General features: G+C 67.0%; 15 protein-coding genes and 1 pseudogene. 9 read left to right on the top strand and 7 right to left on the bottom strand.

Annotation, left to right across the window (positions count from 1 at the left end):
• Nucleotides 1–145 precede the first annotated feature (145 nt).
• Both ACWEFB_RS21460 and ACWEFB_RS21455 read left to right on the top strand, forming a co-directional pair.
• Nucleotides 146–928, top strand: coding sequence for an IclR family transcriptional regulator (locus tag ACWEFB_RS21460; protein ID WP_452287856.1), 783 nt, complete (start codon nt 146–148; stop codon nt 926–928).
• A gap of 24 nt (nt 929–952) precedes the next feature.
• A complete protein-coding gene (locus tag ACWEFB_RS21455; protein WP_452287854.1) occupies nt 953–1,171 on the top strand; it encodes a hypothetical protein in 219 nt (72 codons plus the stop codon).
• A 314-nt stretch (nt 1,172–1,485) separates the two neighbouring features.
• Here the strand turns inward: ACWEFB_RS21455 and ACWEFB_RS21450 are convergent, their stop codons facing one another.
• Complete coding sequence (locus tag ACWEFB_RS21450; RefSeq protein WP_452287852.1) at nt 1,486–3,684, bottom strand: amylo-alpha-1,6-glucosidase; 2,199 nt, start codon at nt 3,682–3,684, stop codon at nt 1,486–1,488.
• Between the two features lie 218 nt (nt 3,685–3,902).
• Between ACWEFB_RS21450 and ACWEFB_RS21445 the strand changes: the two genes are divergently transcribed.
• The 3 genes and pseudogenes from ACWEFB_RS21445 (at nt 3,903) to ACWEFB_RS21435 (ending at nt 5,714) form a co-directional block, all read left to right on the top strand.
• Entirely contained in the window at nt 3,903–4,592 is a 690-nt protein-coding gene (locus ACWEFB_RS21445; RefSeq protein ID WP_452287850.1) for a cation diffusion facilitator family transporter, read from the top strand.
• Nucleotides 4,593–4,891: 299 nt separating this feature from the next.
• Nucleotides 4,892–5,380: pseudogene (locus tag ACWEFB_RS21440) on the top strand (IS5 family transposase); the annotation flags it as partial.
• A gap of 85 nt (nt 5,381–5,465) precedes the next feature.
• Nucleotides 5,466–5,714 (top strand): hypothetical protein, encoded by a 249-nt coding sequence (locus ACWEFB_RS21435; protein ID WP_452288036.1) that lies wholly within the window; start codon nt 5,466–5,468, stop codon nt 5,712–5,714.
• Nucleotides 5,715–6,106: 392 nt separating this feature from the next.
• On the opposite strand, the gene ACWEFB_RS21430 is transcribed toward ACWEFB_RS21435, so the two are convergent.
• Nucleotides 6,107–6,850: an alpha/beta fold hydrolase gene (locus tag ACWEFB_RS21430; protein ID WP_452287848.1), complete on the bottom strand. Its 744-nt coding sequence runs from the start codon at nt 6,848–6,850 to the stop codon at nt 6,107–6,109.
• 62 nt (nt 6,851–6,912) lie between these two features.
• On the opposite strand from ACWEFB_RS21430, the gene ACWEFB_RS21425 reads away from it, so the two are divergent.
• From ACWEFB_RS21425 to ACWEFB_RS21410, 4 genes are all read left to right on the top strand, one after another.
• Nucleotides 6,913–7,443, top strand: coding sequence for a PadR family transcriptional regulator (locus ACWEFB_RS21425; protein WP_452287846.1), 531 nt, complete (start codon nt 6,913–6,915; stop codon nt 7,441–7,443).
• Between the two features lie 923 nt (nt 7,444–8,366).
• Nucleotides 8,367–8,993, top strand: coding sequence for an SLATT domain-containing protein (locus ACWEFB_RS21420; protein ID WP_452287844.1), 627 nt, complete (start codon nt 8,367–8,369; stop codon nt 8,991–8,993).
• Nucleotides 8,990–10,279, top strand: a complete 1,290-nt coding sequence (locus tag ACWEFB_RS21415; RefSeq protein ID WP_452287842.1) for a nucleotide-binding domain-containing protein — start codon at nt 8,990–8,992, stop codon at nt 10,277–10,279. The genes ACWEFB_RS21420 and ACWEFB_RS21415 overlap by 4 nt, the downstream gene beginning before the upstream one ends.
• A 113-nt stretch (nt 10,280–10,392) precedes the next feature.
• Nucleotides 10,393–10,653 carry a hypothetical protein gene (locus ACWEFB_RS21410; RefSeq protein WP_452287840.1) on the top strand — a complete coding sequence of 87 codons (261 nt, stop codon included), beginning with the start codon at nt 10,393–10,395 and terminating at the stop codon, nt 10,651–10,653.
• A 366-nt stretch (nt 10,654–11,019) separates the two neighbouring features.
• Here the strand turns inward: ACWEFB_RS21410 and ACWEFB_RS21405 are convergent, their stop codons facing one another.
• The 5 genes from ACWEFB_RS21405 to ACWEFB_RS21385 form a co-directional block, all read right to left on the bottom strand.
• Complete coding sequence (locus ACWEFB_RS21405; RefSeq protein WP_452287838.1) at nt 11,020–12,156, bottom strand: IS701 family transposase; 1,137 nt, start codon at nt 12,154–12,156, stop codon at nt 11,020–11,022.
• Between the two features lie 151 nt (nt 12,157–12,307).
• A complete protein-coding gene (locus ACWEFB_RS21400; protein WP_452287836.1) occupies nt 12,308–12,835 on the bottom strand; it encodes a hypothetical protein in 528 nt (175 codons plus the stop codon).
• A gap of 12 nt (nt 12,836–12,847) precedes the next feature.
• Nucleotides 12,848–13,051: a hypothetical protein gene (locus ACWEFB_RS21395; protein WP_452288030.1), complete on the bottom strand. Its 204-nt coding sequence runs from the start codon at nt 13,049–13,051 to the stop codon at nt 12,848–12,850.
• On the bottom strand, nt 12,999–13,586 hold the full coding sequence (locus tag ACWEFB_RS21390) for an S-4TM family putative pore-forming effector (RefSeq protein ID WP_452287834.1): 588 nt from the start codon (nt 13,584–13,586) through the stop codon (nt 12,999–13,001). The genes ACWEFB_RS21395 and ACWEFB_RS21390 overlap by 53 nt, the downstream gene beginning before the upstream one ends.
• 165 nt (nt 13,587–13,751) lie before the next feature.
• The gene (locus ACWEFB_RS21385; protein ID WP_452287832.1) at nt 13,752–14,684 is read right to left on the bottom strand and encodes a hypothetical protein; all 933 of its coding nucleotides are present in this window, start codon (nt 14,682–14,684) and stop codon (nt 13,752–13,754) included.
• Nucleotides 14,685–14,812 lie beyond the last annotated feature (128 nt).

Genomic DNA, 14,812 nt, shown 5'->3' with positions numbered 1-14,812 from the left:
TTCGCTGCCACAAATATTGGACCAAACGGTCCAAACGCCGTTCGCCGCGTCCCGGCCTGCCCGGAGCCCCGCAGTGGGAGGCGTCACGGCCAGAGAGTATTCGCTCGTTCTGTTCTTAAGAAGTTCCAGACCCTACGATTCCTCTATGTCGAATACCTACCTACCGAAGCCGGCGACGTCCAGCTCGGTGGACAACGCTCTCTACCTGCTCCAACTGGTCGGCGAACACCAGGCACTCCGGGTCTCCGAAGCCGCCGACCTACTCGGTATCGGTCGGTCGACCGCCCACCGGCTCTTCGCCGCGCTACGGGAGCGCGGCTTCGTCATGCAGGACAAACCGAACGGCGCCTACCGGCCCGGACCGGCCCTCAACGAGATCGGCCTGGCCGCGATCGGCCGCATCGACATCAGAAGAGTCGCCCGCCCGATCCTGGAAACCCTGCGTGACGAGACCCAGGAAACCAGCAGCCTCGTACTACTCGAAGGTCGTACGGTCCGGTTCATCGACTGCGTGGAGAGCCCACGGTCGGTACGCGTCGGTTCCCGTACCGGCCTGGTCCTGCCGGCCCACTGCACCGCATCCGGCAAGGCGATCCTCGCCACCCTCCCCCCTGCGGACCTCAAGCGTCGCTACTCCGGCCAGCAACTCCCGGCCTGCACCCCGCAGTCCATGACCCAGTGGAAGGCGCTCGACAACGAGTTCGCCCAGATTCGGCAGACCGGTTTCGGCCTGAACATCGAGGAGAGCGAGAACGGCATCAGCGCAGTCGGTGCCGCCGTCCGCGACCTGATCGGCGCTCCCCTGGCCGGCGTCGCCATCGCCGTACCCAGCAGCCGGATGTCGACCCGCGAAGCCGGCAGGGACCACGCACCCGCAGTAGTCCGGGCGGCCCAGGCAATCCAGGCCCTGCTGCGTAACGACTTGTAGCCCTGCTATCCCAGCTACGTCGAGATGCGCGGCCCGCGGGGCGAGTGGCCCCACACCGACACCTGTCTCGGCCAGGCCCGCGCCGCCGCCAACCCCGACCTCCCCCAGGTCCAGGACAACCTCGCCCCGGCCGGCGCGGCGCTGCACGCGGCGTGTGCCGACCACGCCGGTCCGCTGGCCGACCTGGACGACATTCTCGGTCCACAACCGACGCACCGGCTGGTCACGCTGCGCACCTTTTGACTGCTGGTGGTCCCCGCGGTCAGGGCACTCATCGTCCTTCACCGCCTCGGCGAGGCGGACGACCGGCTACGCGGCTACGTCCGTCAACTCGACCACGCACCGGACGGACTGCGACCGACCGGCCCAGCCGCGAGGCCCATTTCGTCCGCGCCGATCTGCGGGAGCACAGTCTGCGGCAGAACTCGCTTCACCAGCGACGCGTGGCGCGCGCCGCCGTCCAAATTGATGAATCGCATCGCTTATAGAGTCGGCCTCGTCAGCCGTACTGGATGGGCATGGTGACCAGGGATGAACCGTACCGTCTGGCGCATCGGCTAACGCAGCCCGGCAGCGCCGATGTTTGACGCCGCTCGTGGAGCCGAGAGCTGGACGTGGGCTTGTTGGCCGTTCGCTTCGATGTCCCACCGCTTCCCGAGTGCGGGGACGTTCGTGAGGACGACTCTGCCCAGTTCGGCGGGGAGGTGGGACTGCAGGGTCAGCCGGCCATCGTGGGCCTCGGCGCCGAGCAGGGTGCGCAGGAACAGCAGCGGCGCTCCGCTCGCCCACGCCTGCGGGGTACAGGCGGTGGGGTACGGGACGGGTTTGCGCCCGTAGGACCGGTCGTAGCCGGAAAGCGCCTCGGGTAGGCGGTATTCGAAGTAGCCGGCGGCTTGGAGCATGGCGGTCGCCAAGCGGCTGGCCTCCTCGTGGAAGCCGTACCGGGACATCCCGTGAGCGATGATCGAGTTGTCGTGCGGCCAGACGGTGCCGAGGTGGTAACCGATCGGGTTGTAGCAGCGGTCGGAGGTGGCGGTGGTGCGGATGCCCCAGCCGGAGAACATCTGCTCGGACATGAGCTGGTCCACGACCACCCGCGCCCGGTCGGGGGGAACAATGCCGCTCCACAACAGGTGGCCCATGTTCGAGCTCATGGAGTCGATCTGGCGCTTGTCGCCGTCGAGTCCGATGGCGTAGTAGCCGCCGCGTCCGGGGATCCAGAAGTCGCAGTTGAACCGCTCACGCAGATCGGTGGCCTCGGCACGCAGCCGGGTGGCGAGGGTCGGATCCTCCAGCGGGCCGTCGGCCAGCTCGGCCAGGCGCACTTTGGCGTCGTACGTGTAGCCCTGAATCTCGCAGGTGGCGATCGGGAGCGTGGGGATCCTGCCGTCGGAAAAGCTCACCCCGTCGAACGAGTCCCGCCAGCAGTGGTTTCCGAGTCCCTCCGAGGACCGCGTCGCGTACTCGACGTAGCCGTCCCCGTCGAGATCGCCGTGCTCGTCGATCCACCGCAGTGCCGCGTACGTGTTGTCCCGGAGCCCTCGGACAAAGTCGTCGTCCCCGGTCCACCGCCAGTACTCCGACAGCACGATCAGCCAGAGCTGGGTTGCGTCCGCCGAGCCGAAGTAGGGATTGTGAGGCTTGGCGCCGATCCGGGTCAGTTCCCCGCTGCGTACCTCGTGCAGGATCTTGCCTGGCTCCTCGTCCCGGAAGTCGTCATGATGCGTGCCCTGGTTCAAGGCGAGTGCCTGGAGGCTGCCGCGGGCCAGTCGCTGGCCCATGGCGACCGTCTGATAGGCCGCGATCAGCGAGTCACGGCCGAAGATGGTGAGGTACCAGGGCAGGCCCGCCGCCGGCAGCACTATCGGCACACCGCCCGGCCGCTTCTCGATGCGCAGCGCAACCAGATCGGCCTTGGACTTCTCCAGTACGTCTCGGAGGAGTTCCGAGTCCAGTTGGAGATCCGGACAGTCGGCGTGCCAGCCGGTGGCGGGGTCATCGTCGATCAGCTCGAAACCGTTGCCGAAGTGCCTGTGGACGGTTGCCATCTCGCCGTGCTCGGGCGGTAGCGGAAGGGTCAGCTCGCACTGCCAGCGCATGCCCGGTGTCAGTGGCAACTCCCAGATCAGATCGTTGTTCTCGATCCGGTGGGGCGGCGGGTCGGCACGTATGTCGGAACGGACGTTGAAGTTGGCGTTGCCGTAGGAGAGGCAGATGCCCTCTCCCCCGGGAAGGCGTGTCTGGACGATCTCGGCCGACCGGTCCCGCACATGCTGTTTGATCTCGAACAGGTCCGCGAAGTCGGTGCTCGCGCACAACTTGAGTTCCACCGACCGGGTCAGGTCGGCGTAGCACTGCAACTCGATCCGCTCGTGCAGCCGATCGCTCAGGAACCGCTGCCGGCGTACCCCGACGCTGTTCGCCGGTAGGTCGGGCAGTTCCGCGTTGGTCAGGAAGAACGCGGCGGAGTCGTCGTCGACCGTACCGGAGCCGAGGATCAGCAGCGGAACACCGCCGAGGGTGAGCTCCCACCGGTTCAGAAACCGGGTGTCGTCGTGCACGAGCCCGCCGATCGTCCCCGCGGGCACGTCACCGGCCGCATCGGACACCATGAACGACCGCCCGTTGACCACCGACACCGAATCCGGCCCCAACTCCGGCGGCTGGGTACGCACAACGGCGCTGGGTACGTCCCTTCCCGCCCTACGGCCGGGCATCGGGTCGGCCGGGGTCGGACGCGGCCACTCCTTCCCCACCAGGCACTCCTCCCTCAAACGACGCACGCTCACAACACACTGATCGCGTTCCCCGACAACCAGCACACACACATGGCCGTCTCAATCACATCTGGCCCCTCCGCCTTCGCGCCCGCTCTGGAACTGAGGGGCTGGGCGAATGGTCCGGTTTTAGGGACACGTCGTGGGAGTGTGATTTCATGGCGCGCCCGTCGGCCCGGTCGCAGAGCACGGTCACGGTGGTCGTGGCGGGTACTGCCAATCTCGGCATCGCGTTGGCGAAGCTGATGGCCGGGATGGTCTCCGGCTCGGCCGCCATGACGTCCGAGGCCGTACATTCCCTGGCCGACACCATCACCGAAGTGCTGCTGTTCGGCGCGGTACGACGTGGTTCACGTCCCGCCGACGAACGTCACCCATTCGGCTACGGCAAGGAAAGCTACGTCTGGGCCTTCATCGCCGCGATCTTCACCTTCGTCATCGGAGCCGGATTCTCCATACTGCTCGGAACGGACACCATCCGCCACGGGGAACACAGCGGGAACTACCTCAGCACCTACATCGTCCTGGTAGTGGCGTTCGCCCTGGAGTCGGTCTCTCTCACGCGGGCCACGCGTCAGGTCCGCGACCAGGCCAGATCCTGGAAAATGACCTCCACCCGGTGCCTGCGCCACATCCGGCAGGGGGCCGTTCTCGTAGACGGTGACGCTGGCGGCGGTGTCCGTCCGCTCCCCCGGCAGGTCGCCCGTGCGCCCGGCGTCCTCCGTCATGCCGCCTGTCTGCCCGGTGCCGGGCTCACGCCCGTGGGGGTGGTCCGCGGATCGACAGTGCGGCCCGGCCGCGTACGGCGTGCTCCCCACGCCCGTGGGGCTGGTCCGCTGGCCGCGCGGCCGGCACCGATGGTAAGCCGGTGCTCCCCACGCCCGTAAGGGGTGGTCCGCTGGAAGGGATGCTCCGCGGTGGTCCCGATCGAGGCTGACCACAGCCAGCTTAAACACCGACTGAGAGGGCGTTTTAATCACGTCCGGGATGGGTTGGCCCCGGCTTGGCCTGCCAAGTACTGGCCCGGTCGGGCGACCATGTTGCGACTATAGACGTCAATTCGACCCGGTTCGTGCCGCATCGAGATGCCAGCTTCGTCCCACAGAACGTGTCTGATTCAAAAAGTTGAGCAATCGTCGGACTTGGTGTGCGATCCCTCCTCGCTCATCCACAGTAGACCCGCTGGGTGATCAAGCGACCCGCCTATCCTTCCGACCTGTCCGACGCCCGCTGGGCCCTGATCGAGCCCCGACTGACCGCCCGGCGCCAGGCCCGCACCGACGCCGGAGTCGGCGGACGAACCGCCACCCACGGCCTCCGAGAGATCTTCAACGGGATTCTCTACGTCAACCGCACCGGCATCGCCTGGCGCTACCTGCCCCACGACCTCCCAGCATGGCAGACCGTCTACTGGTACTTCACGACCTGGACAGGCGACGGCATCTTCACCCAGCTCAACTACAACCTCACCGGCTTGGCCCGCACCAAGGCCGGACGCGCCGCGCAAGCGACGGCCAGCGTGATCGACACCCAGAGCGTGAAGACCTCGACCAACGCACCCCTGCCCACGCAAGGCACCGACGCCGGCAAGAAGATCGTCGGACGCAAACGCGGCACCGTCACCGACACCCTCGGCCTGCTCCTCGCGGTCGTCGTCACCGCCGCCAGCGCCAGCACTCGTCCAGCAATGGACCACCCAAGTCCAGGCAGAAAAGGCCACCAGCGAGGCCGAGCTACGCCAACTCACCGGCCGCCGCACCATGACCCCCGACGAGATCGACACCATGGTCGAGGCACTCTCCGGCATCGCCAACATCCTGCGCACCGCCGACCCCGCCGACAAGGCCCAGGTCGACCAGCAACTCGGACTCAAGCTCACATACAAACCGGGCCTCCGCATCATCGAAGCGGAGGCCAACCCTGATGGATCATGTACTAGTTTGTGTCCGAGGCCCGAGTTGAACTCCAACTACATAATCCGAATTGCCGCCGACCTGCAATTAAGCTGACTGTTATCCGTCATTTCCGCAGCGTTGCCGATTGGAGCTAAGCTGACTCGCACGGCGTGGGTGCTTTCCGTCCCGTCGGTGGTCCGGTGGCCTCTTCCACGCATCGACACCTCCGCTCGAAGATCGACGCTCGGCTTATCATCTTCCATGGTCGCTGTCTCACGGCTAGAAGGCGGTCCAGGGTGTACAGACGAAGCAGGCGACACATGCGCGACAACATCGTATTCCCACTCCCGATCTGTCACGACCCCGCCTAAAACCCCAGGTCGCGAAGTGTGCTCCCCACGCCCGTGGGGGTGGTCCGTCCTTGGAGAACTTGGACGGTGGGGTCAAGCACTGCTCCCACGCCCGTGGGGGTGGTCCTACGCGGCCTTCCCTCAAGCCAAAACGGTTTAAGCCGGCAGTGCCGCGACCGTGGCCGCGACGAAGCCGTCGGGGTTGTCCAGCATGATGTTGTGACCGCTGTCGGGTACGGCGACCACCCGCACGCCGGAATCGGTCAGGGCCCGCACATCGATCGGCTCGTTACCGGCCGGGTGGAGGTAGGTGCGCGGCACCGGCAGTTCGAGCAGCAGTTCCCGCATAGTGCCGCGGCCGAGGTGTGCGGCCGTGCGGTAGAGCGCCTCCGGACCGGTGAGCCGCATCGTCGCCGCCCAGGCCGGGCCGACCCGGGTGAGCGTCTCGGACCGGCCGCCGCCGTGTACGAACTGCTCCTCCGTGTAGCGGGCACCGATGCCGACGCCCGGAGGCTGCGGGTCGAGGGTGGCGTCGACGAGAACCAGGGCCGACACAAGGTGCGGGTGGCGGGCGGCCAGGACGATGGCGACGGCACCGCCCATGCTGTGCGCGATCACCTCTGCGGCGCCGACCCCGGCTGCTGTCAGCGCGGTGGCGGCGAGGTCGGCGTGCTCCTCCAGCGTGTACGAGGCGTCGGCCGGTCGGTCGCTGATGCCGTGCCCGAGCAGATCCATCAGCAGACTGCGCCGCCCGGCTAGGGCAGGGCTGGTGGCCACCGCCGCGTAGTACGCCGGCGAGGAGGCACCGAGTCCGTGCAGGTAGACCCGTGTGGGTTCGGCGCCGGGGAGTTCCACCCAGCGGATGGTCGTGCCGTCTGGTCGGACCTGGGCACCGCGCATCACGTACCTCCTGACCTATACCTCGCGTTCGAGGTATTCCGTTGTCGAGGTAAGTTAGCACGGTGTTGGAGTTCGCGATATTGGGCTTCCTGGCCGACGCCCCGCTGCACGGGTACGAGCTACGCAGACGTGTTGCGGCACTCACCGGCCACGTCCGGCCGATCGCGGACGGGACGCTGTACCCGACGATCAAGCGGATGGAACGGGCGGGTTGGCTTCGCCGGGACGTGCAGGCCGGCCAGGTGGCGGCACCACGGCACGTGCTGATCCTCAGCCCGGCCGGGCGGGCCGAGTTGCTGCGTCAGCTCCGCACACCCGACGAACTCTTCATCAGCGACGAGAACCGCTGGTTCACGCTGCTGGCCTTCCTGCACCACCTCGAAGACCCGGTAGCCCAGGCGGCCGTCCTGCGCCGCCGGCTCGATTTCCTCACGCAGCCGGCGAGCTTCTTCTGGGACGGCGACCGACCGCTGCGCGCTGCCGACTTCCCCGACGACCCCTTTCGGCGAGGGCTGTTCCGCATCGCCACCGCCACCAGCCGCACCGAGATTGCCTGGCTGCGAGAAATGCTGACACCAGGGCCGAACACGTGAGTCCGTTCAAGGGCGGGCCAAGAGCCGGTCTCCCATCTGGGGAAACCGGCCCTGGCCTGCTGGGCGCTCGGAGCGACTCGAACTCGATCGTTCACGGCCGCCCGGCGCCAGCGAGGCGGGTCAGGCGCTGAGCTTGAAATCCTGGAGCGCCTCAGCGCCAACCACCCGCTCCCAGCGCGCAACGACGCTCACGGATGACAAACGTGGTCGTCAACCCCAGTAAGTGGGGGTTTCGGGGGAAGGTTCAAAACTCCATAGACAAAAATGAAAGCCCTGACCAGCGTTTCCGCTGGCCAGGGCTTTTGTCTGTCGGGACGGCCGGATTCGAACCGACGACCCCTTGTTACCAATCGTGACCGCCCCGCCTTTGTCGGTAGTTGTCAGATCCTGGCGTTGACCTGCACAAACGCCGCCAGCCACTAATCATCGCCTGTCACTGATTGTCAGTGGTAACCAGGGGTTTTCGGGGGGTAAGCGGGGGGGCACGCCGACGGTCCCTGCGGATGCTCTTGCCCGGCATGGGGGCTCGAGCGGTGCAGCTGTCCGACCTTCGTCCTCCTCCTCGCCCGGTCCGTCGGCCGGGCGCAGCCGGCGCCGTCGACGTCGTCCGGGTTGACCGGGCCGACCCAGTTGCGATCCTCGCCCGGTCCGGGGACCGGGCGCAGCCCGGGGCCCTTGCGCGACGTCGACGTGACCGCCTCGCCGTTGCGATCCTCGCCCAGTACGTCGACCGGGCCCAGTCCCGTACCCCACCGGGTACGGGCCCGCTGCCACACAACTCCGAGGCTGAGGAAGAGCCTCTCTGGCACTAAGAGTGTCGGTGGTCCCAGCCATACTTAAGTCCGAGTGCAGCGATAGTCAGCGACCGTCGCTCTCCCGCGGCACGTGCGGCCCGGGAGGAACCCACCGAGGGTGTGCACCTCATGGTCGCTAGCGAACGGGGAGAGATGGCGACAGACCCCGCCGTCGAGACAGAGCGAGACGAGTACCTGTTGGCGCAGGTGCGGGAGGCGTTCGGTCGCGTGGTATACAGCCACAAGACCCACGAGAAGCAAGCCGACCTATGCTTCCGGAAGCACCGCAGCCAGCAGGCTGCGCTTGTCGTCTTCACGGCGGCCAGCGCCGGCACGTTCCTAGCGGCGCTGCTCGGGAACTTCGTGAGCCCGCAGATCGCAAGCCTCGTCACGTCGTTCATCGCCCTGATTGTCACAGCGCTGACCCTCGCGACGCAGAGCTTCAAGTTCGGCGAGGAGTCCGAGGCGCACCGCGACATCGCCTCGCGCCTGTGGGACGTGCGCGAGTCGTACCTGTCTCTGATCGCCGACCTGATGTCCGGCGCGACGTCGGCGTCCGATGCCCGCGAGCGCCGTGCCAAGCTCCAGGAGGCCACGCGTGCGGCTTATACCGACGCGCCCAGGACCACATCCAAGGCATATGGCAAGGCGCAGGACGGGCTCAAGAACAACGAGGAGTTGACGTTCACGTCACGCGAGATCGACCTCTTCCTCCCGGAGGCCCTCCGGCTCAACGAGAGGGACGCGGCCGGATGAAGGTCTCGGAGATCTTCGACACCCTTCTCGAGAACCTGAAGGTCGGCGACGCCAGCACCACCATCGCCGCGCGTCGGGATGAGATCACTAAGGCGCTGAACAAGGACTTCAGGTCGGTCGAGGGATCCACCGCGAACCGGCTAATGGTGGGCTCCTACGGGCGACATACAGCGATCCGTGGAGTGTCCGACCTCGACATGATCTACATCCTCCCCGCCAACCTCCGCTCGAGCTACGACAGCGAGACTGGGCCGCGGAGGATCCTCAACCGCGTCCGGGATGATTTGACGGCTCGTTATCCCAGCACCGACATCCAGGTCGACCAGTGCGTCGTGCGGGTGCAGTTCACCAGCAACAAGTTCAAGTTCGAGGTTCAGCCGGCCTTCGAGAACGCTGACGGCACCTTCGACTACCCGGACACAAAGTCCGAGACCTGGAAGGTCACCAAGCCGCGCGACGAGATCACGGCGACCAAGGATTGCAACGATCGCACGTCGAAGAACATGCGCCACCTCGCTCGGATGGCCCGGGCGTGGAAGGACACGAACGGCGTGGTCATGGGCGGCCTGCTTATCGACACGCTGGTACACCGGTTCTTCTCGACCACCACCGAGTACGACGACAAGGGGTCTCTCTGGTTCGACTTTATGGTCCGGGACTTCTTCAAGTTCCTCGCGGACGAGCCTGACAAGGACTACTACCTCGCGCTGGGCAGCAACCAGCGTGTGACGGTGAAGAAGCGGTTCCAGCCGAAGGCGAAGAAGGCGTACAACCGCTGCCTCGAGGCGATCGCGGACGAGGGCAACGTATCTTCGAACAAGAAGTGGCGCAAGGTGTTCGGCACGGCGATTCCGCTTGAGGCGACCAAGTCTGCCCAGTCGTTCAGCGACACGGAGGAGTTCATCGAGAACCTGTTCCCCGTCGACATCGGGCACTCGGTGACGATCGACTGCGAGGTCACGCAGAACGGCTGGCGACCGACCCTGCTGCGGATGATGCTCCGCGACCGGACTCCGCTCCTCGCGAACAAGGGCCTCGACTTCACGATCACCGAGTGCGGCGTCCCGGAGCCGTATGACGTGAAGTGGAAGGTGCTGAACCGAGGGGAGGAGGCCGAGCGCCGGAACAACATCCGCGGCCAGATCATCTCGTCGAGCCGCCCCGGCGTGAGGCACGAGCGAACCAGCTTCCGCGGGGAGCACGTCGTCGAGTGCTACATCGTCAAGGACGGGATCGTGGTCGCACGGGACGTCATCGACGTGCCAATCAGCACCAACGCGGCCTAGCGCTACAGAGCGGTGATTGTCGTCGTTCCTGGTAGGCGGCCGGAAAGCCGGGCTCTATGCAGAGAGTCGGGCATACTGGCGTTCACCATCGACCACGCCGCCCACGTGGGCACGTGGTACACCACCCCCCGCGCGGAGCCGTCAGCCACGCCACCCGCAATGACCTCGGCCAGCAGGTCCTTTGCGCCGGCGACTTCCTCGACTGGGCCCAGCAGCAGAAGCTGACCCTCACCACGCTGCGGCAGAACGACCTCGTCCGCTGGCTCATCGATCACCGACCGCACCAGCGGCAACTCCTCAAACCGTGTCTGGCCTGGGCCGCCCGTGCCGGGCACATGCCCAGGCTGGCCGTGATAACGACCCGTGGGGGTTAACGTGTCCGGCAGCTCTGAGCGCCGGTAGAACAGGTACGCCGGCACATCCGCGTCGACCGCCCGTACGGCTGCCTCGGCATCGCGGAACAGGTCCGGGTCGACTGGGATTGTCGCCTACGGGCTGGCCCTCGAACGGCCTGCTCCCCGACCACGACCGCCGGCGAGAGCGGCTCGGGAGAGGTCTGTCTAGGTACTGCAACGGCAGTTGGTAGGGGTAGCCGCGTCGTCGGTAGTGGCAGGTTCGGGCTTGGTGTTGGCGCCTGCGTCGCCAGCGGGACCAGGCCCAGACGTGTTCTGGTGGGTGGGTTTGTCGCACGGCCAGTGCGGTGAGGAGCCTGCGGATCTCCGGTACGGTGTAGCCGATCATCAGGTGTTCGGGGTGGTCGGTTCCCCTTTTACGGCAAGGGATCTGGCCACCGACAGCCACGCGTGAGCGGCCATCGGCAGGGTGATGTGGGCGTACCGGGCCCGCCAGTCACGGACCTGGTACTGGTCCAGACCGGCCTCGTTCTTCGCCTGTTGGAAGCACTCCTCGATCGCCCACCGGGACCCGGCGACCCGGGCGAGGTCAACGAGGCGGGTCCGGCGAGGCCCGTAGCAGACGTAGTAGGCGATCTCCCCGGTCGTCATGTTCCGGCGGGCGAGGAGCCAGTGCCCGCGGCCCGACCGCCAGAACACCCGGACCGGGACCCGTTCCCACCAGTACTCCCTCGGGCCGTGCGCCCCCGCCCCGGCGGACAGCCGGCACCACGCCTTCGCCGGCGGCCGTGCGATCAGGTCATCGGCCCGGGCCTGTCCCATGCCGTTGGTGATCATATCGTCGTTGCGGCGGGTGGCGACCACATAAGGCACATCCCGTTGTTCCAACCAGACCCGTAGCGACTTCGACTGCCCGTAGGCCTCGTCCATCGTCACCCACCCGACCGGCACCCCGGCGTCCAAGGCGCGGCCGAGCATGGTCCGGGCCATCTGGACCTTCGTCGCGAACTCGACCTCGTCCGGGACACCGGCGGCCCGGCACCGGTCCCGGTCCTCGGTCCACGACGTCGGTAGGTAGAGCTGCCGGTCGATCAACGCGTGGCCCTTGCCGGAGCGGTAGGCCAGAAACACCCCGACCTGGCAATTCTCAGTCCTGCCGGCGGTCCCCGAGTACTGGCGTTGCACCCCGGCCGACCGGACACCCTTCTTCAGGAACCCGGTGTCATCCACGATCAGCACACCCTGCCGGTCGCCGAGGTGGTCGATCACGTAGTCCCGCACGTCGTCGCGGACCGCCTCAGCGTCCCAATCCGCCCACCGCAGCAACCGCTGCATCCCGTCCGGAGACACGTCCCCGGCCTGCTCCGCGAGGGTCCACCCGTTCTTCCGGTCCAGGCTCGTCACCAGCCCACACAGGTACTGACGGGCCCGCCGACGCGGCTCCGCCCGACGAAACCGGCCACCGATCCGACCATGAAGATGGTCCAACTCCGCGTGCCACCGGTCAACATCGACATCCGTCACGCGATACCCAACGAACGTGAACAGGACTCGACTCGGTCAGTGCCGTTGCGGTACTAACCAGAATTGGGCAACAGGGTCCTACAGGGCATAGACAGTCCGATCACGATGGCGTCACGAAGCTGGCAACCGCTACTCGAAGTCAGACACGTCCTCACCCTTCTGAGCAAATGTTCCCCCCGCGTGCGTAGTCTTCCGAGCCGGTGCGAATAGTCACTACAGCGTCGGAGGAGTTCAGGTTGAAGCCCAGCCAGCCCTTCTCGGAACTGCCGTACAGCAAAAAGTCACCCTCTTCGTTCGTGCCTTCCTCCACCGGCTCGCCGTAGGCAGCCACCACCTGATCACGCGACGAGCCGACGGTGATACCGAGATCTGTCCATGCACTGGCCGGCGCGTCAATCCCCACCACAGTGCCCTCCCTGTCGAGAGTCACATGCAGCTCACCGTACGGTGCCCTCGGTGGATGGCGACTGTCGGCGAGCCACGAGCACACCGAGTTGCCGCCGTACTGGTCGAGATGCACGGGTGTCGCGGCCAGCAACTCCTCCCGGCTCATCCCCGCCGCGATCGGGCCGTAGTGGTTGAAGGTCACGGTGGGTACCGCCGGAGGGGTGTCCGCCGCGGCGCAGCCGGTCAGGGTCAGGATGACCGTCAGGGGAATCGTGGAACGCCAGGGGTGCACTCTGCTCAGCTCCTACCCGATGCCGTTGCGGCGAGCCTCTTCGACGCGGCTCTGCACGCTGATCCGCATCGCTGCGGAGTTGCGACGGTGCAAGATCTGGTCCAGCCAGTCCGGGACGATCGCCTTCGTCTGCCGGAACTGCAGGATCCGGTCCTGCAGGGACCTAACTCGCGTCTCGGACGGCGTATCGATGCCCATCATGCCGGCCGCCCACAGGTCGGCGAGCTTGCGCTCCGCGGCCTCCTTCGAACGCGCGTTGTCGACGTTTTGCCCGGACCTGCTCGACGATCTCCTTCACTGGAGACAGCCCGGGAGCGACCACCGAGGTGAGCAGCCCGCTCCAGCCGAGGCCGGCGAAAAACCCGACGGCGACGGCGACACCGGCCGCGAGGAGGCCCAATCCAGCCAGCAGCCAGGCCCAGAGGCGGTGCATCGAACAGCCCCAACCCAGGTTCGTGGCCTGGCAGATGAGAACGTCGTACGGTCGGTGCACGCTCCCCGTGTCCTCGTACCAGTCCGTGTCGCGGCGTCCGCGGTACCGGGAGGCGGCCTTGGCGATACGGGCAGCCGACGGCCGGTCGACCAGGACGCCGTTCCAGTCGAGCCGGAACACCCGGGTGTCGAATTCCTCCTGCACGGCCGCGGCCATCATGCGCAGCCGCTTCTCGGCGCTGGCGGTCACGAACGAAAGCACCAGCAGAGCGATGCCACCGCCCACCCCGACAGCGGTGCGTAGGTCCGGATGTCGCACCGCGACCACCACCGGCGGCGACGGACAACCCGATCAGCATCGTTAGCCGGACGGCAGCGAAGGCCTTCGTGTCCGAGTACATCCGGGCCTGTGCGGCTACCAGCCGACGCGCATCCGGGGTGTTCTGCGCCGTGAAGATCCGCGGCTGGGTGCTTCTCGCCGTGTTCATGCGCGCCGCCCCGCCGGCAGCGACACCTCTACGACGTTCCGCGCCACCTCTCGGCTGCTGTCCTCGCTCGTCAGGCGCAACCGGCCACCGTCATCGAGAACCAGCCGGCTGTCTCCGGGCAGAATCCACTGCCGCTGTACCGGATCCCCGCCGGGAACCCAGACCGCCTCCGTTAGACGCCAGTGGCTCGCCGGCACGGCGACGTCACCACCCTCCGAGTCACAGGTCACCACGGACAGAGCCGCGTGTAACGACCCGTCCACGGCCCACCACAGTTCATCGACGGCGACCTCGCCACCTTCCGGTCCGGTGCCCAGGACGGCCGTGCTGTCTATGCCGATGGTGGCGCCGACGTCGTGGTCGTAGACGGTGACCGGACCCCAGTGCACGCAGTCCCCCCGGCCGCTGACGACGCCATATGCGAACCGCCGCCCCGACACAGCGACCGACCTGGCCTCCAGGACAGGATCGAGTCCGCTCGCCAGCACCGGCGGACCGTTGTCGGAGATCGCGTAGACGGATCCGTGCTGGTCCGCCGGAGCGTCCGGTCGATCAGGCTCGACCATCGGCAGCGCGTGCACCAGGATCAGCCCCTCCATCCCGGCGACGACGGCTCGCGGAGTGAACCCGTCCGGCAGCGATGACGGCAGCTGCCGGGGTTTCCGCGACTGCGCCAGGTCGACGGTGAACAGCCGGCCGGCGGCGTCGCCCCAGGCGATCGTCGACCCGCCGTGCCCGGCGACACTCGTGCAGCTGCAGACGAACTCACGCGTCTTCCCGGTGGCGACCTCCGCGGCGATCACCTTGCCGGGTACGGCGGGATCCTCCTCGAATGTGACCGCACTGACGTATTGACCGTCGTTGCTCCAGACCGGCGCACCCTCGAAACGTCCCGCGCTCCGGTGGATCGTCGTCTCGCCGCGATGCACGGCGAAGCTGTCCGCAGTGAGGTAGGCGAATACCGCCTCCGCAGGGGTTGGAGCAGACCGGTCCGGCTGGCTGCAGCCAGCCACGGCGAGCAGGACACCTACAACCAGACCGCTTGGGTACAACAGAC

It is taken from the genome of Micromonospora sp. NPDC004704, assembly GCF_053601675.1.
This window is presented reverse-complemented; position numbering and strand designations above follow the sequence as displayed.

Coding starts and splice junctions, on each gene's coding strand:
- ACWEFB_RS21435 (WP_452288036.1), top strand. CDS start 5,466: ATGACCCCCGACGAGATCGACACCATGGTCGAGGCACTCTCCGGCATC.
- ACWEFB_RS21460 (WP_452287856.1), top strand. CDS start 146: ATGTCGAATACCTACCTACCGAAGCCGGCGACGTCCAGCTCGGTGGAC.
- ACWEFB_RS21455 (WP_452287854.1), top strand. CDS start 953: ATGCGCGGCCCGCGGGGCGAGTGGCCCCACACCGACACCTGTCTCGGC.
- ACWEFB_RS21430 (WP_452287848.1), bottom strand. CDS start 6,850: ATGCGCGGTGCCCAGGTCCGACCAGACGGCACGACCATCCGCTGGGTG.
- ACWEFB_RS21415 (WP_452287842.1), top strand. CDS start 8,990: ATGAAGGTCTCGGAGATCTTCGACACCCTTCTCGAGAACCTGAAGGTC.
- ACWEFB_RS21420 (WP_452287844.1), top strand. CDS start 8,367: ATGGTCGCTAGCGAACGGGGAGAGATGGCGACAGACCCCGCCGTCGAG.